At 61.7% G+C, this 23,299-nt stretch carries 19 protein-coding genes; 5 read left to right on the top strand and 14 right to left on the bottom strand.

The annotated features are described in order from the left end of the window. Entirely contained in the window at positions 1–384 is a 384-nt protein-coding gene (gcvH, locus tag N430_RS13760) for a glycine cleavage system protein GcvH (protein WP_110637418.1), read from the bottom strand. Positions 385–873: 489 nt separating this feature from the next. On the opposite strand from gcvH, the gene N430_RS13755 reads away from it, so the two are divergent. Then, a complete protein-coding gene (locus N430_RS13755) occupies positions 874–2,907 on the top strand; it encodes an S-type pyocin domain-containing protein (RefSeq protein WP_133248852.1) in 2,034 nt (677 codons plus the stop codon). Next, positions 2,904–3,179 (top strand): bacteriocin immunity protein, encoded by a 276-nt coding sequence (locus tag N430_RS13750; protein WP_110637414.1) that lies wholly within the window; start codon positions 2,904–2,906, stop codon positions 3,177–3,179. Before N430_RS13755 ends, N430_RS13750 begins: the two co-directional genes overlap by 4 nt. A gap of 142 nt (positions 3,180–3,321) precedes the next feature. Here N430_RS13750 and gltS read toward each other — a convergent pair whose 3' ends face one another. The 7 genes from gltS to arcD (N430_RS13710) form a co-directional block, all read right to left on the bottom strand. Further along, positions 3,322–4,527 (bottom strand): sodium/glutamate symporter, encoded by a 1,206-nt coding sequence (gene gltS, locus N430_RS13745; protein WP_110637412.1) that lies wholly within the window; start codon positions 4,525–4,527, stop codon positions 3,322–3,324. A 110-nt stretch (positions 4,528–4,637) separates the two neighbouring features. Then, positions 4,638–6,146: a sigma-54-dependent transcriptional regulator gene (locus tag N430_RS13740; protein WP_110637410.1), complete on the bottom strand. Its 1,509-nt coding sequence runs from the start codon at positions 6,144–6,146 to the stop codon at positions 4,638–4,640. A gap of 186 nt (positions 6,147–6,332) precedes the next feature. Then, positions 6,333–6,701 (bottom strand): DUF5064 family protein, encoded by a 369-nt coding sequence (locus N430_RS13730; RefSeq protein ID WP_110637406.1) that lies wholly within the window; start codon positions 6,699–6,701, stop codon positions 6,333–6,335. A 55-nt stretch (positions 6,702–6,756) separates the two neighbouring features. Further along, a complete protein-coding gene (gene arcC, locus N430_RS13725) occupies positions 6,757–7,686 on the bottom strand; it encodes a carbamate kinase (RefSeq protein WP_110637405.1) in 930 nt (309 codons plus the stop codon). Between the two features lie 64 nt (positions 7,687–7,750). Further along, the gene (locus N430_RS13720) at positions 7,751–8,761 is read right to left on the bottom strand and encodes an ornithine carbamoyltransferase (protein ID WP_110637403.1); all 1,011 of its coding nucleotides are present in this window, start codon (positions 8,759–8,761) and stop codon (positions 7,751–7,753) included. Between the two features lie 68 nt (positions 8,762–8,829). After that, complete coding sequence (gene arcA / locus N430_RS13715; RefSeq protein WP_110637401.1) at positions 8,830–10,089, bottom strand: arginine deiminase; 1,260 nt, start codon at positions 10,087–10,089, stop codon at positions 8,830–8,832. Positions 10,090–10,122: 33 nt separating this feature from the next. Next, positions 10,123–11,550 carry an arginine-ornithine antiporter gene (arcD, locus tag N430_RS13710; RefSeq protein ID WP_110637399.1) on the bottom strand — a complete coding sequence of 476 codons (1,428 nt, stop codon included), beginning with the start codon at positions 11,548–11,550 and terminating at the stop codon, positions 10,123–10,125. 433 nt (positions 11,551–11,983) lie between these two features. Between arcD (N430_RS13710) and arcD (N430_RS13705) the strand changes: the two genes are divergently transcribed. Then, positions 11,984–13,411: an arginine-ornithine antiporter gene (arcD, locus tag N430_RS13705; protein WP_110637397.1), complete on the top strand. Its 1,428-nt coding sequence runs from the start codon at positions 11,984–11,986 to the stop codon at positions 13,409–13,411. Here the strand turns inward: arcD (N430_RS13705) and N430_RS13700 are convergent. The 6 genes from N430_RS13700 to gap form a co-directional block, all read right to left on the bottom strand. Then, positions 13,391–13,804: a YbaN family protein gene (locus tag N430_RS13700; RefSeq protein ID WP_110637395.1), complete on the bottom strand. Its 414-nt coding sequence runs from the start codon at positions 13,802–13,804 to the stop codon at positions 13,391–13,393. The two genes, arcD (N430_RS13705) and N430_RS13700, sit on opposite strands and share 21 nt — an antisense overlap. 53 nt (positions 13,805–13,857) lie before the next feature. Next, complete coding sequence (locus N430_RS13695; RefSeq protein WP_110637393.1) at positions 13,858–14,451, bottom strand: biliverdin-producing heme oxygenase; 594 nt, start codon at positions 14,449–14,451, stop codon at positions 13,858–13,860. A 221-nt stretch (positions 14,452–14,672) separates the two neighbouring features. Continuing rightward, complete coding sequence (locus N430_RS13690) at positions 14,673–17,258, bottom strand: TonB-dependent receptor (RefSeq protein WP_110637391.1); 2,586 nt, start codon at positions 17,256–17,258, stop codon at positions 14,673–14,675. A 125-nt stretch (positions 17,259–17,383) separates the two neighbouring features. Beyond that, the gene (locus tag N430_RS13685) at positions 17,384–18,346 is read right to left on the bottom strand and encodes a FecR domain-containing protein (protein ID WP_110637524.1); all 963 of its coding nucleotides are present in this window, start codon (positions 18,344–18,346) and stop codon (positions 17,384–17,386) included. Between the two features lie 90 nt (positions 18,347–18,436). Then, positions 18,437–18,949, bottom strand: coding sequence for an RNA polymerase sigma factor (locus N430_RS13680; protein WP_085673511.1), 513 nt, complete (start codon positions 18,947–18,949; stop codon positions 18,437–18,439). 256 nt (positions 18,950–19,205) lie between these two features. Continuing rightward, positions 19,206–20,207, bottom strand: a complete 1,002-nt coding sequence (gap, locus tag N430_RS13675; RefSeq protein WP_110637389.1) for a type I glyceraldehyde-3-phosphate dehydrogenase — start codon at positions 20,205–20,207, stop codon at positions 19,206–19,208. 265 nt (positions 20,208–20,472) lie between these two features. Between gap and edd the strand changes: the two genes are divergently transcribed. After that, positions 20,473–22,299 (top strand): phosphogluconate dehydratase, encoded by a 1,827-nt coding sequence (gene edd / locus N430_RS13670; RefSeq protein ID WP_110637387.1) that lies wholly within the window; start codon positions 20,473–20,475, stop codon positions 22,297–22,299. Further along, positions 22,296–23,255, top strand: coding sequence for a glucokinase (locus N430_RS13665; protein WP_110637385.1), 960 nt, complete (start codon positions 22,296–22,298; stop codon positions 23,253–23,255). Before edd ends, N430_RS13665 begins: the two co-directional genes overlap by 4 nt. The last annotated feature ends 44 nt before the right edge of the window (positions 23,256–23,299 follow it).

Below are 23,299 nucleotides of genomic sequence, written 5' to 3'. Positions count from 1 at the left end.
TCAGGCGTCGTCGTTGGCTTTGATCAGGCGGTCGTAGGCGTCCTGGTCGAGCAGGGCTTCGACTTCGGCCATGTCGGCAGGCTTGAAGCGGAAGAACCAGCCTTCGCCCAGCGGGTCTTCGTTGACCAGTTCGGGGCTGTCGTTGAGGTCGTCGTTGACGGCGACCACTTCACCGGCCAAGGGCATGTACACGCCGCTGGCGGCTTTTACCGATTCGACGGTGGAGGCTTCGGCACCTTTTTCGTACTGCTGCAGCTCGGGCAATTGCACATAGACCACATCACCAAGGGCGTTCTGGGCGTAGGCAGTGATGCCCACGGTGACGCTACCGTCGGCTTCGACGCGCAGCCATTCGTGATCTTCGGTGAAACGCAACTCGCTCATGGGGAATCCTCGGGAAGCAGGGCGTTGGGCGCGGTGCGTCCGCGCTCTTGGGTTGAGGTTCTCTAAGCAATAATGCGGCCATTCTTTAAAAATGTTTAAAAATCAATGAGATACTGTCTGTTCGTGTGCTGGCATTCGAAGGTGTGTAATGAAATCGTTCCGGTGGCTGCTTGAGCTGAAACATACATTGGAATCATGGCCTTGCCATTGCTGGGCGCAGTTCGCGTGTAATGAATTCATTACGCTGTAATAAAATCGATACGTTCGTGTGGCGTCAGTTCCATTTTGAAAGGATGAATAACTTTTAAGTGCATTGATTAGTTGTAGGAGTCTTCTATTCTCTCTGTGTCTGATTTACTACCAGGTTCTACTGGTTATATTTATCTCTCTTTGAATTGGTAGCGTTGCCTGCTGCGACACGCTGTTGTTCTTGATGCAGATTCTATGCTGGCTGCTGAGGGACGGTTACGTGGTTGAAGTGTTGTGCAAGTGGCCAAACGTGCCGGATATTTCAAGCAGCTGCACATTCGAACACACGTTTCTGAGGAAAAACGGATGTCTAGAAAGCGCAGGCAAATCGAGTTGCCCCATAGTTATGTAGAGGGAAGGCCACCTGAGGGTGAACCTTCAATTCCTCCCGGCTATTCTGGGCCGCTGCCACCCCTGGGTAACAACCCGCATGGCGATTGGTTCAGGGATTTGAAATCTGGCAGTAAAGAAGCAAAGGAACAGCAGGCACTTTTCAATAAAGCGCCTTATGCCATGAAAGCCGCTGATGATGAGGCGAAAAGTGAGTATGTTACACAGTTGGCGATGGTGGCACAGCGCATTGAATTGGATGCGCAAGCACTTCGCCAGAGTTTGGGTGGGCAGCCACAAGCTCATATTGAAGTGCTCAGGCAGGACGTCAATGTACGGAATATGCTTGTTGAGCGAAAAACTCTGGATTTAAACAGGCATCGCACGGCCGCAAACAGTTATTTTGGCTCGACCCCATTCGGGAAAAGCCCCGTTGAATATGCGGTTGCAACTTATCGCTTGAGCGTGCAGATGCGTTTGCGACCTCCAGCCTTGGAACAAGCACTGAAAAGTTCTTATCGCGCTGCTTACTCGGCTCAGTTGAGTGAAGCTGAGATACAGATACTTCAGGCGCAGATCGGAATGTTACACCAGGCCATTGCCAATGCCGAATCACAAGCTCTTGCTCAAGCCCAGGCAGAGGCAGAAGCCGCGGCTCGGGCCCAGGCAGAGGCAGAAGCTGCGGTTCGGGCCCAGGCAGAGGCAGAAGCTGCGGCTCGGGCCCAGGCAGAGGCAGAAGCTGCGGCTCGGGCCCAGGCAGAGGCAGAAGCTGCGGCTCGGGCCCAGGCAGAGGCAGAAGCTGCGGCTCAAGCCCAGGCAGAGGTAGAAGCTAACCGACTGGCAAACACTTTTACCATGTCGGGGTCCATCGCTATCGGGGGGCCACTCGTTGTCACTGCTGTCGGGCATGTTGTTTCAACAGCATTGAACATGAGTCTTTCAGCTTCAATTGGAGCAGCATTGGCGGCTCTTCGCGGGGCTGCTGCTGGCGTGGTGGTCCCGTTTGTCGCCGGAGCCTCTGCACTCTTGTATTCCTCTCGCTTAGGCAACGGTGAACTGCCGGATCGCTACGTTCTGCAAATGCCTCTGGAGACGCTGGATCTTCAAATTGGTTTGGCACTGGCGCCGGGTAATGCGATTGGTAGTCATGCAGAACTTCCATATCGCTTCAGCTCTCAAGCCACCGAGGATGGTGATTCGGAAATACTCGTCGTCAAGACCGACGGGCAAGTCGTGCCTTCGCAAGTGCGTGTCCTGGCTGCTACTCATGACCTAGAGCGTAATCTCTATAACGTCACTACTGCGGATGTGCCCCCCCGGACCTTTACCTGGACACCGATCAAAAAAACGGCCAATGCCTCGACCAACTTGCCTGCTGAGCAACCGGAACCAGCGATATACGAAGGGGCTACGCTGACACCGGTCGAGGTGAGGATCGACGACTACCCAGGTGTCGCCGACGCAAGCCTGGATGACTACATCATCGTTTTTCCGGCAGACTCGGGGTTGCCGCCGCTGTATGTGATGTTCAAGGACCGGCGGGAGGAGCCTGGTACGATGACTGGCTTCGGCCAACCCGACGCAACTATCTGGTTGGCAGGTGCCAATCAAGGTCAGGGAGTAGCCATCCCTCCTCGCATTGCTGACAAATTGAGAGGAAGGAATTTCAGTAATTGGAGGCGTGCACGTGAAGCAATATGGACTGCCGTCAGTGAGGATGCGATTTTGATGAGTCAGTTTAGCAAGTCAAATCAAACCCTCTTGCGTAATGCCTATGCGCCGAGCGCAATTCCTAGCGAGCACGCCGGGTCAAATAGAGTCTTTGAAATCCATCACGTGATCCCTTTGAAAGATGGCGGCGCTGTTTACGATATTGACAATTTAAGAATTACAACCCCGAAGAATCACGTGCGGATTCACAGAAATAAAGGTGCCAATCAATGATCCTCAAGAGCAAAATTGAAGAATATTCAGAAGCTGAATTTACTGAGTTCCTGAATGAATTTTTCGAGAACCCTAGTAGACTCAAAGGTGATGCTCTGGGGGCGCATATCAATCGTTTGTCCGAGCATTTTGAAAGCCTTACCGATCACCCTGATAAAAGCGGTTTGATCTTCTATCCTGCAGACGGAGTAGAAGACAGCCCGGCCGGAGTGATTTCAGTATTGAAAACCTGGCTCGCGGCAAATGGGAAACCTGGGTTCCGTGAGAGTTGAATGACCGCCAACCTGTTTCCGTAATTCAGATAAAAATCCCCCTTTGCTGCGCGAGCCGCGAAGGGGGATGGTTACATGATAACTATCATAGCTTAGAGCTTATTCCCAATTCGCTCCTTGATGGAGTTCAACCCGTTTTCGATCAGCTCGCCGCAAAAAACGGCAACGCCAGGTACAGCTTGATGACGATGACATTGATGATGTCGATGAAGAACGCTCCCACCATCGGCACCACCAGAAACGCCAGATGCGAAGGCCCGAAGCGGTGGGTTACGGCTTGCATGTTGGCGATGGCGGTTGGCGTGGCCCCCAGGCCGAATCCGCAATGCCCGGCTGCCAATACCGCAGCATCGTAATTGCTGCCCATGACCCGAAAGGTGACGAAGATCGCGAACAGCGCCATGAGCAATGTTTGTGCCGCCAGGATAATCAGGAAAGGCAGGGCCAGGGCCGCCAGGTCCCACAACTTGAGCGACATCAGCGCAATGGCCAGGAACAGTGACAGGCTGACGTTGCCCAGTACGGAAACTTCGCGCTCGAACACCTGATACACCCCCAGTGCAGAGAGCCCGTTGCGTAACAAGACGCCAACAAACAACACGCAAACGAATGTCGGGAGTTCGAATGCCGTGCCCTGCAGTTGGCTATTCAACAAGGTACCGCCAAGCAGGCTGACCGAGATGAGTGCCAATGTCTCGATGAATGAGAACGGCGTAATCAGGCGTTCTTTTTCAGGCTCTTCAAAACCTTTTGGCAAGTGCGTTATCGACTGATCCAGGCCGGGTGTCTGCACGCGCTTGATCAGCAGGCGGGCGACCGGGCCGCCGATCAGGCCGCCCAGCACCAGACCAAAGGTGGCGGAGGCCAGGGCCAGTTCCGAGGCGGAGGGCAGGCCATATTTTTCGCTGAAGGTGCTGCTCCAGGCCGCGCCCGTGCCATGGCCGCCGGACAGCGTGATGGAGCCGGTCAGCAGACCCATCAGCGGGTCCAGCCCCAACGCTGTGGCCAGGCCGATGCCCATGGCGTTCTGCACCAGCAGCAAGCCGGTCACCACGACCAGGAAGACTCCGACCACGCGCCCGCCCTTTTTCAAACTGGCGAAGTCCGCGTTCAGGCCGATGGTGGCGAAGAACGCCAGCATCAATGGTGCTTGCAATGAAGTGTCGAACTGCACTTTCAGGTCGAAACTGCGTAACACCAGCAAGATCAGGGCAACGACCAGGCCGCCTGCTACAGGTTCGGGGATATTGTAGGTTCGCAGGACAGCAACACGTGTCACCAACCCATGGCCCAATAACAGTACCAGTGAGGCGGCGACCAATGTGCCATAGAAGTCGAGTTCAAGCATGAGAGGCGCTCTCTCTCCATCAACAGTGAAGAGCGCCATTTTCGCAGCAGTACTTGTTGAAGTATTGGCCTGACCTGTAGGGATAATCTGAAATCAAGCGGTATAAAGTTTTAGCTTCTTCCCGGAATACCGTATTTGCGCAAGCGTTGCGCAATGGCGGTGTGCGAAGTTTGCAGTCGCCCGGCCAGTTGCCGGGTCGAGGGGTAGCTGGCGTACAGGCGCTGCAGCAGTTCACGCTCGAAGTCCCCCACCGCCTGCTCCAGGCTCGCCACGTCGCCATCCTGCCCGCGCGCCACCGAAGTCCCGGCGATATCCAGGTCGCCAATATCCACCAGGTTGCTTTCGCAGATGGCCGCCGCACGGAAGATCACGTTCTGCAGCTGGCGCACGTTGCCCGGCCAAGGGTTGGCCAATAATGCCGAATGCGTGGCCGGGGTCAGGCGACAAGGTGGACGCTGGATCTGCGTGCAGGCCTGCTGCATGAAGTAGTGCGCCAGCATCAGGATGTCCTGGCCACGATCACGCAGCGGCGGTACCTGCAGGTTGAGCACATTCAGGCGGTAGAACAGATCCTCACGGAAGCTACCTTCGGCGACCATGCGTTCGAGGTCGCGGTGAGTGGCGCTGATGATGCGCACATCCACCTTCACCTCGCGGTCGCCGCCCACCCGGCGGAAGCTGCCGTCGCTGAGAAAGCGCAACAGTTTGGCCTGCAAGTAGGGAGACATTTCGCCGATCTCGTCGAGAAACACCGTGCCCTGGTTGGCCAGCTCCATCAGCCCCGGCTTGCCGCCGCGCTGGGCACCGGTGAAGGCACCAGGTGCGTAGCCGAACAGTTCGCTCTCGGCCAGGCTCTCGGGCAGCGCGGCGCAGTTGAGGGCGAGGAATGGCGCAGTGTGGCGGCTGCTGATGGCATGGCAGGCGCGGGCCACCAGTTCCTTGCCGGTACCGGTTTCGCCGTGCACCAGCAGCGGTGCATCGAGGGCCGCCACGCGCAGGGCGCGGGCCTTGAGCGTGCGAATCGCCGGTGACTCGCCAAGCAGTGCGTCGAAGCCTTCTGCATGGTCGTGGTGCAGGGCCGACAGGCGTTCGCCCATGCGGTTGGGCGCATACAGCGTCAACAGGCCGCCGGCGTTGGTGATCGGCGAGGCGTCCAGCAGCAGGCTCTGGCCGTTGAGCTGCATCTCGCGCATCGGCAGGTGGAAGTTGTTGTCCAGCAGCGCCTGCAGCAGGTCGGGGTCGTTGAACAGTTCGCCTACCGTGCGCCCGGCGGACTCGCGGCCGCACAGGGCGATCAGCGCCGGGTTGGCCAGCAATACCTTGCCGGCGCTGTCGACCGCCAGCACCGGGTCGCTCATGGCCGCCAGCAGGGCGTCGAGCTGCAGGTGGCGGCGCTGGCCGGGGAGGATGTCGACCACGTCCACCGATTGCACGCCACGGACTTCGAACAGCGCGTCGTGGAGTTCTTCGAGGACCGCCGGGCTGAGGGTCGGGGCGTCGATGTAGACGTTTGGCGGGACCATCTCCACGGCGTCCAGGTTGAGGTTGCGGGCACCGAGCAGGGCGAGGACTTCCTGGGTGATGCCGACGCGGTCGATGAAGCTGACGTGGATGCGCATGGGGGAGGCGGGGGTTGTGGCCGGGGAGGGCAGTAGTATGCCTTAACATCGCCGGGGCCGCTTTGCGGCCCTTTCGCGACACAAGGCCGCTCCCACAGGTACAGCGTGGATTTCACAGGCTGTGCTGTACCTGTGGGAGCGGCCTTGTGTCGCGAAAGGGCTGCGAAGCAGCCCCAGGTTCTCGAATCACTCCAGATGTTCAGGCTTGATCGGGTCGCCCGACTTCACATCGAGCTTTTCGCGAATGTCCTTGAACATCCAGTCATAGATCTTGTGCGGCGAACCCAGGTTCTCGAATTTCTTCGGGGGCGGCAGGTATGACTGGGCTCTGCGAGACAATTGCATGAGGAAACTGGGTAGTACTTGATCCTTGGCCAGGAAGAACTTTTCTTCTACCGACTTGCCTTCGATGCTGCCGTGCATGTGGAACTGGATACCCCTGCCTTCCTTGGGGTCCGAGACCGCTTCGTAATCGACCTTGAGGTCGTAACTGTGATCAGCCGGGTTCAGCGCGGTGCGCTCGATGTGTACATGACCTGGCTCGTACTTGGCCATGGCAGACTCCTTGGGAAGGTGAAAATGGCGGGCCCCGTAAGCCCGCCCACTGCAATCAACGGTAGCTGATACCCGGCTTTTCGGTACTCACGCGGGTACCAGCGACACCTTTGACGATGCCCTCGATATTTTCCAGCGAGCTGATCACCGCCACCTTGCCGGTGTGGCGGGCAAAGTCGCAGGCTGCCTGCACCTTCGGCCCCATGGAGCCGGCGGCAAAGCCGAGGCGTTCGAGTTCGTCTGGGTGGGCCTGGGCGATGGCTTTCTGGGTCGGCTTGCCCCAGTCAATGTAGGCGCCATCGACGTCGGTGGCGATTACCAGAAGGTCGGCTTCCAGCTGTTCGGCCAGCAGCGCCGAGCACAGGTCCTTGTCGATCACCGCCTCGATGCCTTTGAGCTTCTTGTTCTCGTCGTACATGGTGGGGATGCCGCCGCCACCGGCGCAGATCACGATGCTGCTCTTCTCCAGCAGCCACTTGATCGGGCGGATTTCAAAGATGCGCTTGGGTTTCGGGCTGGCGACCACGCGGCGGTACTTGTCGCCGTCGGCCTTGACCACCCAGCCTTTTTCCTTGGCCAGGCGCTCGGCCTCTTCTTTGCTGTAGACCGGGCCGATGAACTTGCTCGGGTCCTTGAAGGCCGGGTCGTTGGCGTCCACTTCCACCTGGGTCAGCAGGGTGGCGAACGGCACTTCGAAGGCCAGCAGGTTGCCCAGCTCCTGTTCGATCATGTAGCCGATCATGCCTTCGGTTTCGGCACCGAGCACGTCGAGCGGGTAGGCTTCGTCGGGCTTGTAGGCCATGCCCTGGAGCGACAGCAGGCCGACCTGGGGGCCGTTGCCGTGGGCGATGACCAGTTCGTTGCCGGGGTGAATCTTGGCGATCTGCTCGGTGGCGGTGCGGATATTGGCGCGCTGGTTGTCAGCGGTCATGGGCTCGCCACGGCGCAGCAGGGCGTTGCCGCCCAATGCAACAACGATACGCATGGGGAATGTCCTTTAACGAAGAGGGAAGGGCGCCGCCCCCATGGGCAAGGGCGGCGCAGCCGGCTTACAGGTCAGCCAGGGTCGAAACCAGGATCGCCTTGATGGTGTGCATGCGGTTTTCCGCCTGCTCGAAGGCGATGCACGCCGGCGACTCGAACACGTCATCGGTCACTTCGATGCCGTTGGCCAGGTCCGGATACTGTTCGGCAATCTGCTTGCCGACCTTGGTCTCGGAGTTGTGGAACGCCGGCAGGCAGTGCATGAACTTGGTCCGTGGGTTGCCGCTGGCCTTCATCAGATCCTTGTTCACCTGATAGGGCTTGAGCTGCTTGATGCGCTCGCCCCAGGCTTCGATCGGCTCGCCCATCGAGACCCAGACGTCGGTGTGGATGAAGTCGACGCCCTTGACTGCGGCCTTGGGGTCTTCGGTCAGGGTGATGCGCGCGCCGCTTTCTTCGGCGTACTTGTGGCAACGCTCGACCAGGTCGTCATGTGGCCACAGCGCCTTCGGCGCGGCGATGCGCACATCCATGCCGAGCTTGGCGCCGATCAGCAGCAGCGAGTTGCCCATATTGTTGCGGGCGTCGCCCAGATAGGCGTAGCTGATGTCGTGCAGCGGCTTGTCGCTGTGCTCACGCATGGTCAGCACGTCGGCGATCATCTGGGTCGGGTGGTATTCGTCGGTCAGGCCGTTGAACACCGGCACGCCGGCAAACTTGGCCAGCTCTTCGACGATTTCCTGCTTGAAGCCGCGGTACTCGATGGCATCGTACATGCGCCCGAGCACGCGGGCGGTGTCCTTCATGCTTTCCTTGTGGCCGATCTGAGAGGAGTTGGGGTCGATGTAGGTGACGTTGGCGCCCTGGTCATAGGCGGCGACTTCGAAGGCGCAGCGGGTGCGGGTCGAGGTCTTCTCGAAGATCAGGGCAATGTTGTTGCCCTTCAGGTGCTGCTGCTCGGTGCCGGTGTACTTGGCGCGCTTGAGGTCGCGGGACAGGTCCAGCAGGTAGCGCAACTCGCGGGTGGTGTGGTGTTCGAGGCTGAGCAGGTTGCGGTTGTGAATGTTGAACGCCATGACTTTTCTCCTTGAATTCGGTGATGTCCCGGCCGCCACTTCGTGAGTGCGGCCGGGCGTGATGGGCGTTAGTAGTCGATTGGGTCGCGCACGATCGGACAGGTCATGCAGTGGCCGCCGCCACGGCCCCGGCCCAGCTCGCCGGCGCTGATGGTGATGACCTCGATGCCGGCCTTGCGCAGCAAGGTGTTGGTGTAGGTGTTGCGGTCGTAGCCGATGACCACGCCTGGCTCGATGGCCACCACGTTGTTGCCGTCATCCCACTGTTCGCGTTCGGCGGCGAAGCTGTTGCCGCCGGTCTCGACCACGCGCAGGCCATTCTTGAGCCCAAGTTGCTCGCCGACCACTTCGATGAACGACTTGTTGATGCGGCGCACGTCCATGCCGTAGGGCTTGCTTTCGTCTGGACGAATGATGAACGGCACGATCTCTTTCACCACTTCCGGGAAGACCGTGATCAGGTCGCGGTCGCAGAAGCTGAACACGGTGTCCAGGTGCATGGCGGCGCGGGACTTCGGCAGGCCGGCGACGATGACTTCCCTGACCGCGCCCTTGGCGAACAGGTTGCGGGCCAACTGGCCGATGGCCTGACGCGAGGTACGCTCGCCCATGCCGATCAGTACGATGCCGTTGCCGATTGGCATCACATCGCCACCTTCGAGGGTGGACGAGCCATGCTCCTTGTCAGGGTCGCCGTACCAGACTTCGAAGTCGGCGTTGGTGAACTCCTTGTGGAACTTGTAAATGGCGGTGGTCAGCAGGGTTTCCTGGCGACGTGCTGGCCAATACATCGGGTTCAGCGTCACGCCTCCATAGATCCAGCAGGTGGTGTCGCGGGTGAACTGGGTGTTGGGCAGCGGCGGCAGGATGAAGCTGGAGTGGCCCAGGTAGTCGTTGTACATCTTGACCACATCGGCGCCTTCGCTCTGTGGCAGGTCCTGGCCTGCCACACCGCCGATCAGGAACTCGGCCAGGTGGCGCGGATCGAGGCCTTCGAGCCAGCTGCGCACTTCGTTTTTCAGGCCCACGCCGACGGTGTCATCGGTGATCTTGCGGTCGAGGATCCACTTCAGGGCCTCGGGTTGCTGGACGATGTCGGTCAGCAGGTTGTGCATTTCCAGCACGTCGACGCCGCGCTCGCGCATCTTGGTGACGAAGTCGAAATGGTCACGCTTGGCCTGGTCGACCCAGATCACGTCGTCGAACAGCAGCTCGTCACAGTTGCTTGGCGTCAGCCGCTTGTGCGCCAGGCCCGGTGCGCAAACCATTACCTTGCGCAGTTTGCCGGCTTCGGAGTGGACACCGTACTTCTGTTTTTCAGCGGACATGGTTTCATTCCTCCAATTGAACGAAGACGTGGGTCAAAGGGTCAGGAAGCCGTCATACAGGCCGAAGGCTGCCACCAGGGCGCCGATGACCACGGCTGCGAAGATCAGTTTTTCCACGTTGGTGAAGATCGGTTGGCCTACTTCACGCTTGGCCTTGGCGAACAGGATCACGCCAGGGGCATAGAGCAGGGCCGAGAGCAGCAGGTATTTCACGCCGCCGGCATACAGCAGCCAGATGGCGTATAACAGCGCGATGCCGCCGATGATCAGGTCCTTCTGCCGCTCGGCAAGGGCCTGCTCGTAGGTTTCGCTGCGCAGTGCCAGCAGGAAGGCATAGCCAGCCGACCACAGGTAAGGCACCAGGATCATCGAGGTGGCGAGGTAGATCAGCGACAGGTAGGTACTGCTGGAGAACAGGGTGATGACCAGGAAGATCTGCACCATGGCGTTGGTCAGCCACAGGGCGTTGGCCGGCACATGGTTGGCGTTCTCGCGGCGCAGGAACTCCGGCATGGTGTGGTCCTTGGCGGCGGCGAACATGATCTCGGCGCACAGCAGCACCCACGACAGCAGGGCCCCGAGCAGCGAGATGATCAGGCCGACGCTGATCAGCACCGCGCCCCAGTGACCGACCACGTGCTCAAGCACGGCGGCCATCGACGGGTTCTGCAGCTTGGCCAGTTCCGGTTGGGTCATGATGCCCAGCGACAGCACGTTGACCAGGACCAGGAACAGCAGCACGGTGACGAAGCCGATGACCGTGGCCTTACCGACGTCGGAGCGTTTTTCCGCCCGGGACGAGAAGATGCTGGCGCCCTCGATGCCGATGAACACCCACACGGTGACCAGCATCATGTTGCGCACCTGGTTCATCACGCTGCCCAGGTCTGGCGTGCCCACCGCCCAGATGTCGGCGGTGAAGATGTCGAGCTTGAAGGCGAACAGGCAGATCAGGGCGAACAGCACCAGCGGCACGACCTTGGCCACGGTGGTGACCAGGTTGATGAACGCCGCTTCCTTGATGCCACGCAGTACCAGGAAGTGAACGGCCCAGAGCAGCACCGAGGCACCGATGATCGCCGCCGGGGTGTTGCCTTCACCGAAGATCGGGAAGAAGTAACCGAGGGTGCTGAACAGCAGCACGAAGTAACCGACGTTGCCCAGCCAGGCACTGATCCAGTAGCCCCAGGCTGAAGAAAAGCCCATGTAGTCGCCGAAGCCGGCCTTGGCGTAGGCGTATACGCCGCCGTCCAGGTCAGGCTTGCGGTTGGCCAGGGTCTGGAACACGAACGCCAGGGTCAGCATGCCGACCGCAGTGATCGCCCAGCCAATCAGTACCGCACCAACCCCTGCACTGGCGGCCATGTTTTGCGGCAGCGAGAAGATTCCGCCGCCAATCATCGAACCGACTACGAGGGCAACTAACGCGCCGAGTTTTAGTTTTCCGGATGAATCAGACATTTAACAACTCCTGCCAGGAGAAAGTTGACGACAGAATAAATCTGACGCCTGTGCGATGAGCTGACTCAGGTCATGTCATCGCGACGTGAGGGTAGGAAATTTCCCACACGTTACTCCTGGAGAGTGCCGACAGCTCTGCTGCAGGCCTTGCGCGCTGGCACCTCCATGTCCTACTAGAGCAAACGCTCTGTTTGGCCTGCGAACACTGAAACTAGCCGCTTTTGCCGCTTTCGCAAATTTTTGACAAGAATTTCGAGTTTTATCAGATTCTTTTCTAGTTGCTTGGCAGCTGCTAGTTTTTACAGGGATGTGGCGATAGACATTATGGTTATTAATGCTATAGGTTTAATGGCTTTGGCCATATAAGTAACAGCATTTATATGGCGCCCATGGCTGTTGCAAACACATGACAGCACGGAAAAAAGGAAGCCCCATGAGCGAACCGGGACAAAAGCTGCGACTGGGTGCATTGATTGCCCTGGTGGTGGGCTCGATGATTGGTGGCGGCATCTTCTCGCTGCCACAGAACATGGCCGCCCGTGCCGATGTCGGCGCTGTGCTGATCGGCTGGGCAATCACGGCGGTAGGCATGCTGGCGCTGGCCTTCGTGTTCCAGACCCTGGCCAACCGCAAGCCCGAGCTGGACTCTGGGGTGTACGCCTACGCCAAGGCCGGCTTCGGCGAGTACATGGGGTTCTCATCCGCCTGGGGTTACTGGATCAGCGCCTGGCTGGGCAACGTGGGTTACTTCGTGCTGCTGTTCAGCACCCTGGGCTTCTACTTCCCGGTGTTTGGCGAAGGCAACACGCCGATTGCCATCGGCTGCGCTTCGTTACTGCTGTGGGCGGTGCACTTTTTGGTGCTGCGTGGCATCAAGGAAGCGGCGTTCATCAACCAGGTGACCACCGTGGCCAAGGTGGTGCCATTGCTGATCTTCGTGGTCATCGCCGCCTTTGCCTTCCGTGCCGATATCTTCACCCGTGATATCTGGGGCCTGAGCAACCCGCAGTTCGGCAATGTGCTGGACCAGGTACGCAACATGATGCTGGTCACGGTGTTCGTGTTCATCGGTATCGAGGGCGCCAGCGTGTATTCCGGGCGGGCGCAGCGCCGCTCCGATGTCGGCAAAGCCACGGTGATCGGTTTTCTCGGCGTGCTGGCACTGCTGGTGCTGGTCAACGTGCTGTCGCTGGGGGTGATGACCCAGCCGGAGCTGGCCGGATTGCAGAACCCGTCGCTGGCCTCGGTGCTGGAGCATATCGTCGGCCCTTGGGGGGCCTTGCTGATCAGCATTGGCCTGGCGGTCTCGTTGCTGGGTGCCTTGCTCTCGTGGGCACTGTTGTGTGCCGAGATCCTCTATGCCACAGCGCGTGACAAGACCATGCCGCGCTTCCTGGCCAAGGAGAACGTCAACCACGTGCCGGCCAACGCCCTGTGGCTGACCAACTGCATGATCCAGGGCTTCCTGCTGATCACGCTGGTTTCAGAGGGCACCTACACCAGCCTGATCTACCTGGCATCATCGATGATCCTGGTGCCGTACCTGTGGTCGGCGGCCTATGCCGTGCTGCTGGCCTGGCGCGGGGAAAGCTACGAAGGGCAGGCAGGGCTGCGGCGCAAGGACCTGCTGGTGGCCGCGCTGGCGCTGCTGTATGCGGTGTGGCTGCTGTACGCGGGCGGCCTCAAGTACCTGCTACTGTCGGCATTGCTTTATGCCCCAGGGGTGATCCTCTTTGCCCGGGCCAAGCACGAGCAAGGGCAGACGCTGTTCACCACCTGGGAGAAGCTGATTTTCGCGGCAGTGCTGGCGGGGGCGGCACTGGCTGCCTACCTGCTCTATTCAGGGCTGTTGAGCTTGTGAGGCAGCGGGGCAGGGCTGTTCGGGGCGCGACCAGATCCACAGGTTGCCCAGGGTCATGCCGGCAATCGCCAGAAACACCGGCCAGTGGTGCTCGAGGAAGACCAGCATCAGGCATGCACAAAGCAGCATGCTGACGGTGGCGCTGACCTTGGCACGACGCTGGATCACCTTGCCGTTGCGCCAGTTGTACAGGATCGGCCCGAACAGCCGATGGTTCTCCAGCCAGGCAGACAGGCGCGGCGAACTGCGCGTCGCGGCCCAGGCAGCCAGCAGGATGAACTCGGTGGTCGGCAGGCCGGGGATGACGATGGCGACCAGGCCTATCCCCAAGCTTACGTAAGCCAGGATGCCATACAGCAGGCGGGACAGTTTCGAGCGGGCGGGTCGGGTCATGGTCTCACTGCAAAAAACGTCCGGCCACCGGAGAGGTGGCCGGTTGATGCGTCTCAGGCCAGCGCGGCGTCGGCGGCGTAGGCATGCTTGAGCAGTTCGGTGAAGCGCTCGAAGGCGGCAACCGCCGCACGCTCGGCGGCGGCGTCTTCCTCGGGCGACAACTCCAGGCCATCAAGGATACGGGTGAACTGCTTCCAGCCTTCGGCACGGCCACCGGCCGGCTCGCCGAGGTGGCGGGCACCGAAACTGTCGGACAATTCCAGCGCCACGGCACGCTTGATCAGAAACGCAGCGCCAAGTTTGGAGCCTTCCGAGACGAAGATCCAGCCCATGGCTTCACCCAGGGTCGGATTGTGCAGGGCGCCGGGCACGGCGGCCGGGACTTCGGTGTTCAGGTCGGCGAGGTCCAGGCGGGCTTGATCGGCGCGGCAGCGCTCGGCCAGGTCAGGGACGATGGCGATCAGTTGCGGGTCGTTGTACAGGGCCTGCAGTTCGGCCTGGAACAGGTATTGGGCGACGACGAAGCGGGCGAAGCTTTCGCGGCTGTCGAATGGCGCGTGGGATTTGACCAGGGCGTCGAGCTCACTGTGCGGAGCGTGGGTGGCCTGGTTCAGGCGTTGCGAGCGCAGGGCTGGGCGGTCGGTCATAGGGGTGTCCTTGGTAAATGAGGGCGTCTAGTGACAAGACGAAACAGCGGGGCGGGGACAGTAAAAAAACTGGGATTTTGTGGTGTTTCGCGATGACAGGCTCTTGTAGGAGCGGCCTTGTGTCGCGAAAGGGCCGCAAAGCGGCCCCAGGGTCTTGCAGTGCTACGGAATCATCTGGGGCTGCTGCGCAGCCCTTTCGCGACACAAGGCCGCTCCTACAGTCAGATATCCCACACCACATTGACGGCGAAGTTGCGCCCCGGCATGGTCAGGCGGTCGAGGTTGGCCGGCTGGGTCACGCCAGCTTCACCCTGGCCGTCGTAGCCACGCACCGAATCCCACTGCCAGTATTTCTTGTCGGTCAGGTTGTACAGCCCGGCGTTGACGGTGACGTCGTCGGTCACCTTGTAGAAGCCGCTCAGGTCCAGTACGCCGTAGCCCGGGGTGCGGAATTGCGAACTCTGGCCGTCCGGCGCAAAGAACGTGGTGTCGTCGACACGGGTCTTGCGCTTGACCAGGGTCCAGCTCAGCAGGCCACCATAGTTCGGCTGCTCGTAACCCAGGCCGAACACGCCGGTCAGTGGGTTGACGCTGTTCAGCGGCTGGCCGTTGTCATCGTTGCGGCCATAGGCGTAGGCGATCGAGCCCTGGGTGTACAGCCCCTGCGGCGCACCGAAGTGGTCGAGGTTCAGGCGGCCCTTGATCTCGGCGCCCTTGATGGTGGCGTGCTTGATGTTGTTGGCCTGGAACGTGGTTTCCAGGTTGGCCGACTGCACGGCATCTTCGTCGATGAAGTCGCGGTACTTGTTGTAGAACACCGCCACGTCGAAGTTACCGGCGTCAAAGTTGCCGCGCAGGCCGGTTTCGTAGCTCTTGCTCTTTTCCGGTTCGAGCCCGGGGTTGCCCTGCACGCTGTAGCCCAAGGTCGGGTTTTCAAAGCGCCCGTACATCGACTTGGCCGTCGGGGTGCGGAAGCCTTCGGCGTACTGGCCGTACCAGGTGTAGTTGTCGTTGAAGGCGTAGGTCAGGCCGAACTTGGGCGAGACGCGGTGCCACTTCTTGTCCGAGTCGTCGAGGCTGCTCGGGGCGGTGCCTGAGCCCTGGATGCCACGCAGGAACTCCTCGGTGAACTTCGGCTCCATGCGTGTGTAGTCGTAGCGCGCGCCGGGCATGAAGGTCCAGTTGTTCCAGCGGATTTCATCCTGCACGAACAGGCTGTAGGTGTTCACGGTCGGGTCCGGGAAGTCGCTGACCAGCGCCTGGGCATCGCTGGTGCTGACCTGGCCGATGGCGCGGCAGGTGCCACCGACTGCCAGGCAGGTGCCGGTGCCACTGCGCGAACCGGTGACCTTCTCGTGCTTGAGGGTGGTGCCGTAGGTCAGCAGGTGGTCGGTGGTGCCGATGCTGAAGGCCTTGTCCAGCTGGGCGTCGAACACCCACTGGCGGTCCTTGTAGGTGGTGTCGCGGGTGCGCAGCACGGTGCGGCTGAACGGGAAGTAGACTTCCTCGGTGCTCTGGTCGGTCTTGGCCACCTGGTAGTTCAGGCTCCATTTGATGTGGTCGGCGACCAGCGAATCCAGGCCGAACTCATGGTTGATGCCGAAGCGTTCGCGGGTCACGGTGTCGTTGCCGGTGCGGCTGCGGTACATGCCCAGGCCGGTGCCGTTGGTGAACGGGCCCCCGACGGCGCTGAGGATGTTCTGGTCGCGGTCATCCTTGTAACGCTCGTAGGTCAGCCCCAGGCGGGCATCGTCGGCGTAGTTCCAGCCGAGCTTGGCCAGCACGTTGGTGGTGCGCACGTCTTCCGGGTTGGCCTCGGTGCGCGACAGGCCGGTGCCGCCGTGGCTACCGTAGGATTCGGTCTCGTGACCGTTGCGCTGGCTCAGGTGCAGCAGGCCGTCGAAATCACCCGTGCGGCCAGCCACGGTAGCCGAGGTCAGCCAGCTCTCATCGGCCGAGCTGTAGCCGGTCTTCAGGCGTGCGCCCACATCTTTGCCAGGCTTGATGATGTCGTCCGGGTCGAGGGTGAAGTAGCTCACCGCGCCGCCGATGGCATTGCTGCCGTACAGCACCGAAGCCGGGCCGCGGAGAATCTCCACGCGCTTGACGATTTCGGGGTCGACGTAGTTGCGCTGGGTCTGGGCGTAAGGGCCGTAGAAGAAGCTGTCGGGGATCGACACGCCATCGACCTGGGTGAGCACACGCTCACCGTCGATACCGCGAATGTTGTAGCCGTTCAGGCCACTGCGCTGACCGGTGCCCCCCACCGACACACCCGGTTCGTAACGCACCAGTTCCTGGATATTGTTGACGTTCTGCCGGTCCAGTTGCTCGCGGGTTTGCACGCTCACGGTGCTCGGCACCTGGCTCACGTCCTGGGCGCTGCGGGTGGCGCTGACGGTCATCTGCTGCAGTGCAATGACGTTGCCCGCCGACTGGCGTTCGAGCACCACGTTGCCGTTGCTGATCTTGCGGAAGCCCAGGCCGGTGCCCTGGAGCAGGCGCTTGAGTGCGGCTTCCGGCGCCAGCGAACCCTGTACACCCGGCGATGCCACGCCGTCGGCCAGTTCGGCGCTGAAGCCGACTTGCCAGCCAGTGACCTTGCTGAAGGCATTGATCGCTTCGACCAGCGGCTGCTGGGCGATGCTGAAGCGGTAGTCGCCCATGCGCGGGCTGCTGGCCTGGGCCGGTTCGGCGGCCAGCGCCGGCAGGCTGCAGGCACCGCTGGCGAGCAGAGCCAGTGTCAGCAGCGACAGCTGGCCGGTACGGCGGGGAAGGGTGGACGGGCGAGATGGACCTGTGGACATCGAAAGCGCTCCCTGACGCGCGAACTGTTATAGGTGATGACCGTTCTTGCTTTGAAACAAGAATCAGTTGCATTGGCTATAACGAGACGGGCGGGGCTACGCGATCGCGTAAAAAAACTTACAGGTCAGTTGATGATCACCACTGCAGGGAATTCGTGCAGCTGTGCCGAGGTGATGTGGGCCAGGGCGCGTAGCGTTTCCAGCGGCTGGTCGAGGCGGTAGTTGCCGGTGACCGCCATGTCGCCGAGGTGATCGTTGCGGTTGATGATCCAGCCGGGGTAATAGCGCCGCACTTCGGCCAGCACCTGGCTCAACGGGCAATTCTCGAACACCAGGCGGCCGTCGACCCAGGCCAGGTCCTTGTGCATGTCCGGGCGCTGGCGCTGGCCGAAGCCCTGCGGGCCGACACTGATGCTGTCGCCGGCACTGAGGCGGATGCGCTGGTCGAGGGTCCCCTGCAGGTCGACGTCGCCGCGCTGCACGCGAACCTGTGCCTCGCCGTCAAGGTAGCGCACGGCGAAATCGGTGTCGCGCACCTGTGCACGCACGGGGCCTGCCTGCACTTCCAGCGGCAACTGGGCGCCACCGGGCACCTGGAAGTACGCCTCGCCTTGCAGCAGGCGTGCGACCTGACGGCCACCTTGTTGATCGCTGGCGAAGGCGGAATTGGTGTTGAGCAGGACCTTGGCGCCGTCATCCAGCTCCAGGCGCTGGCGTTCACCAACCACCGTCAGGTGGTCTGCCTGCAGGCGCACCGGCAGGTTGCCGAAGGTAAACAGCCCGACCAGCAGCACGGCGGCGGTCGCCAGTGGTTTCCAGTGCGCGCGCAGGCGACCGCGCAGCGAGCGGCGCTGGTGCTGGTGCATGTGCATGGCGGCCTGGCGCAGCGGGGTGCCGTTCCACAAGGCTTCGGCCTCGACATAGGCCTCGGCGTTTTCGGGGGCTGCGCTGAGCCATTGCTCGAAAGCGAGGGTGTCGGCTTCGCTGGCGCACTGCAGGCGAACGAGCCAGTCCAGCGCCTCGTCCAGCGCACGGGCGCGGGCGTCGGGCCCGGTGGCTGGCGGGCGAGTGACGGGGCTGTCGGTCACGGTGGGTCCTTGCAGGTATTTTTGCGAATGATCAAGGCTTGGGCGAAGCATGGCAAGCGCCATGCCGCATTTGGCACGCCTGCGGTCGGCTCATTTGAGACGGTCGGCCACGCCCATGCAGATCGCCATGATCAGTTTCAGTTCCTTCTGTACCGTGCTGGCCGAGACCTGCAGTTGCTCGGCAATTTCCAGGTAGCTGGCGCCATGCAGGCGGCTGAGGATGAAAATACGCTGCTGGCGCTCGGTCAGCTGGTTGAGGCTGACGCTCAGGTGCTTGAGCAGTTGTTCGGCGTGGGCGGCGTCCTCGCTGCTGCCCAGCGGGGAGGCGACATTGTGCAGCACCTCGTCGGGCACATCGTCGACCAGCATGCGCGACTGCACCCGCCGCGTGCGCAGGTGGTCCAGGGCGAGGTTGCGGGCGGTCTGGAACACGAAGGGCTCGAGGTGTTCGATGGGCCGTTCGCCCAAGGCGCGGGACACCCGCAGGTAGGTTTCCTGCAGCAGGTCCTCGGCGGTGCTGGGGTTGCCTACCATGCGTTGCAGGGTGCGCAGCAGGGAAAGGCGCTGGACGAGGAAGACGGAGTTGAACCGGGACTGACTCACGGGGTGACCTGGCCGACGAAAGGTTAATGATAATGCTTATCATCTCGTGGTCAGGTCAAGCCTGGAATTGTTAGGAAAAGGTAAAGATTGTGAGTAGGCGGATAGTCGCTTTGCTTTGTGTGGGAGCGGCCTCGTGTCGCGAAAGGGCCGCAAAGCGGCCCCCAGGCATCAGCAGCGGTGCAAATAATATGGGGCTGCTTTGCAGCCCTTTCGCGACACAAGGCCGCTCCCACAAAGGCAGCTCCATCCTGCAGGTTCAGCGGGCGTTGGCCAAGGCCAAACAGTTGTCCAGCATCCGGTTGGAGAACCCCCACTCGTTGTCATACCAGGCCAATACCTTGAGCATCCGCCCGTTGGCGCGGGTATGGTTGGCATCGAAGATCGACGACAGCGGGTTGTGGTTGAAGTCGCACGACACCAGCGGCAGGGCGTTGTAGCCGAGGACCTTGGAGTGCCGGCTGGCTTCGAGGAACAGTTGGTTGACCTGCTCGGCGGTGGCCTCGCGCTTGAGGTTGACGGTCAGGTCGACCAGCGACACGTTGATCACTGGCACCCGCACGGCCATGCCGGTGAGCTTGCCGGCCAGTTCCGGCAGCACCAGGCCCACGGCCTCGGCTGCGCCAGTCTTGCTCGGGATCATCGACTGGGTAGCCGAGCGGGCGCGGTACGGGTCGCTGTGATAGACGTCGGTCAGCACCTGATCGTTGGTGTAGGCGTGGATGGTGGTCATGAGCCCCTGTTCGATGCCGAACTCGCGGTGCAGCACCTGGGCGACCGGTGCCAGGCAGTTGGTGGTGCACGAGGCGTTGGAGATCACCTGGTGCGAAGCCCGCAGGATATCGTGGTTGACCCCGTACACCACGGTGGCATCGACGCCCTTGCCCGGCGCCGAGACGATCACTTTGCCGGCGCCGGCGGCCAGGTGCGCGGCGGCCTTGGCACGGTCGGTGAACAGTCCGGTGCATTCGAACACCACGTCGATCGCCTCGGCCTTCCAGGGCAGTTCGGCCGGGTTGCGGATGGCGCTGACCGCGATACGGTCACCATTGACCGTCAGGCTTTCATGGTCGGCCTCGACCAATGCATCGAATGTGCCGTGCACGCTGTCATATTTGAGCAGGTGGGCGTTCATCGCGCTGTCACCCAGGTCGTTGATGGCGACGACCTGCAGGTCCTGGCGGTAGCCTTGGGTATACAGTGCGCGCAGGACATTGCGCCCGATGCGGCCGAATCCATTGATGGCGATACGTAGGGTCATGGCAGTACCTCTGGCGGTCCGAGTGAAACCTGTGGCAAAAAGGCGCTTCACTGAAACGGTTTTGTTGTTGGAATTACAAGATTATTCACCTGCCGATAGAAAACAAGCCTTTTTGATGGCAGTATTTTGTTTAAACATACAACGAGTGGTTGGGCGCAGTGCCTCCCCCGATATCGCGATCCCCTCTACCTTGAGCCTAGGCCGCAATCGTTTGGAGGGGAAATGCCCGGTAAACCGCCCTTACAATTAGCCTGGAGTCCAGTACATGCATCCGCGCATCCTTGAGGTCACCCAGCGGCTGATCGAACGCAGCCGAGCCACCCGCGAACGCTACCTGCAGCTGATTCGTGGCGCGGCCAGTGACGGGCCCATGCGTGCCAGCCTGCAGTGCGCCAACTTCGCCCATGGCGTGGCCGGTTGCGGCGCCGAGGACAAGCAGACCCTGCGCTTGATGAACGCGGCCAACGTCGCCATCGTCTCGTCCTACAACGACATGCTCTCGGCGCACCAGCCGTACCTGCATTTCCCTGACCAGATCAAGCAGGCCCTGCGCGAGGTCGGCTCGGTCGGCCAGTTTGCCGGTGGCGTGCCGGCCATGTGCGATGGCGTGACCCAGGGTGAGCCGGGCATGGAGCTGGCGATCGCCAGCCGCGAAGTGATCGCCATGTCCACTGCGGTAGCGCTGTCGCACAACATGTTCGACGCAGCGTTGATGCTCGGCATCTGCGACAAGATCGTCCCCGGCCTGATGATGGGGGCGTTGCGCTTCGGCCACCTGCCGACCATCTTCGTCCCGGGCGGGCCGATGGTCTCCGGTATTTCCAACAAGCAGAAAGCCGACGTGCGCCAGCGCTATGCCGAAGGCAAGGCCAGCCGCGAGGAACTGCTGGAGTCGGAAATGAAGTCCTACCACAGCCCTGGTACCTGCACCTTCTACGGCACCGCCAACACCAACCAGCTGGTGATGGAGGTCATGGGCCTGCACCTGCCAGGCGCCTCGTTCGTCAACCCGTATACCCCGCTGCGCGATGCCCTGACCGCCGAGGCGGCGCAACAGGTCACGCGCATGACCAAGGCCAGCGGCAGCTTCATGCCGCTGGGCGAGATCGTCGACGAGAAGGCACTGGTCAACTCCATCGTGGCGCTGCACGCCACTGGCGGCTCGACCAACCACACCCTGCACATCCCGGCGATCGCCCAGGCGGCCGGCATCCAGCTGACCTGGCAAGACATGGCCGACCTGTCCGAGGTGGTGCCGACCCTGTCGCACGTCTACCCCAACGGCAAGGCCGACATCAACCACTTCCAGGCCGCTGGCGGCATGGCCTTCCTGATCCGTGAACTGCTCGACGCCGGCCTGCTGCACGAAGACGTCAACACCGTGGCTGGCCACGGCCTGCGCCGCTACACCCAGGAGCCGTTCCTCGACAATGGCAAGCTGGTGTGGCGCGAAGGGCCGCAGCAAAGCCTGGACGAGAGCATCCTGCGCCCGGTGGCGCGGCCGTTCTCGGCCGAAGGCGGCCTGCGGGTGATGGAAGGCAACCTTGGCCGTGGCGTGATGAAGGTCTCGGCAGTAGCGCCTGAACATCAGGTGGTCGAAGCGCCAGCACGGGTGTTCCATGACCAGCAGTCGCTGGCCGACGCTTTCAAGGCCGGTGAACTGGAGTGCGATTTCGTGGCCGTGGTGCGCTTCCAGGGCCCGCGCTGCAACGGCATGCCCGAGCTGCACAAGCTGACGCCGTTCCTCGGCGTGCTGCAGGACCGTGGCTACAAGGTCGCGCTGGTGACCGACGGGCGCATGTCGGGGGCCTCGGGCAAGATCCCGGCGGCCATCCACGTCTGCCCTGAAGCGTTCGACGGTGGTCCGCTGGCACGCGTGCGCGATGGTGATATCGTGCGGGTCGATGGCGTCGAAGGCACGCTGCGGGTGACGGTGTCGGCAGAAGAACTGGCCAGCCGTGACCTGCCGCCCGCGCCCCAGGGCAACGACCTGGGCTGCGGCCGTGAGCTGTTCGGCTTCATGCGCATGGCGTTCAGCCCGGCAGAGCAGGGCGCGAGCGCCTTCACCTCGGCCTTGGAGAACCTAAAATGAAGGACCTGCTGGTTGGCGACATCGGTGGCACCAATGCCCGCTTTGCGTTGTGGCGTGACAACCAGCTGTGCCAGGTGAAGGTCTTCGCCACAGTGGACTACACCAGCCCGGAACAGGCCATCGAGGCTTACCTGCAAGGCCACGGCATTGCCCGTGGCGGCCTGGCGGCGGTGTGCCTGGCGGTGGCAGGGCCGGTCGATGGCGATGAATTCCGCTTCACCAACAACCACTGGCGGCTCAGCCACAAGGCGTTCTGCCAGACCTTGCAGGTCGAGCGCCTGCTGTTGATCAACGACTTTTCTGCCCAGGCCCTGGGCATGACCCGTCTGCAACCCGGTGAGTACCGTGAGGTCTGCGCGGGCCAGGCGGACCCGGCGCGGCCTGCACTGGTAATCGGCCCGGGCACCGGCCTGGGCGTCGGCAGCCTGTTGCGCCTGGGCGAGCAGCACTGGCAGGCGCTGCCGGGTGAAGGCGGGCATGTCGACCTGCCGGTGGGCAATGTCCGCGAAGCAGCGATCCATCAGCAGATGCACAGCCAGATCGGCCATGTCAGCGCCGAGACCGTACTCAGCGGCGGTGGCCTGGTGCGCTTGTATCAGGCCATGTGCGCGCTTGACGGCGACACGCCCCGACACACATCCCCGGCGCAGATCACTGATGCGGCGCTGGGCGGCGAGCCACGGGCGCTGGCGGTGATCGAGCAGTTCTGCCGATTCCTCGGGCGCGTGGCCGGTAACAATGTGCTGACCCTGGGCGCGCGTGGTGGGGTCTATATTGTCGGCGGCGTGATCCCACGCTTTGCCGAGCTGTTCCTGCGCAGCGGTTTTGCTGCCAGCTTTGCCGACAAGGGCTGCATGAGTGGTTACTTCGCGGGTGTGCCGGTGTGGCTGGTAACTGCGGAATTTTCTGGACTGCTGGGTGCGGGGGTGGCATTACAGCAGGCGCTGGAACACTGACTGGGGCCGCTTTGCGCCCCTTCGCGGGCGCGCCCGCTCCCACA

Origin of the sequence: Pseudomonas sp. CC120222-01a (assembly GCF_003097235.1) — a bacterium.
Classification (GTDB): domain Bacteria; phylum Pseudomonadota; class Gammaproteobacteria; order Pseudomonadales; family Pseudomonadaceae; genus Aquipseudomonas.
The sequence above is the reverse complement of the archived record's forward strand: the minus strand, read 5'-3'. Positions and strand labels throughout refer to the sequence as shown.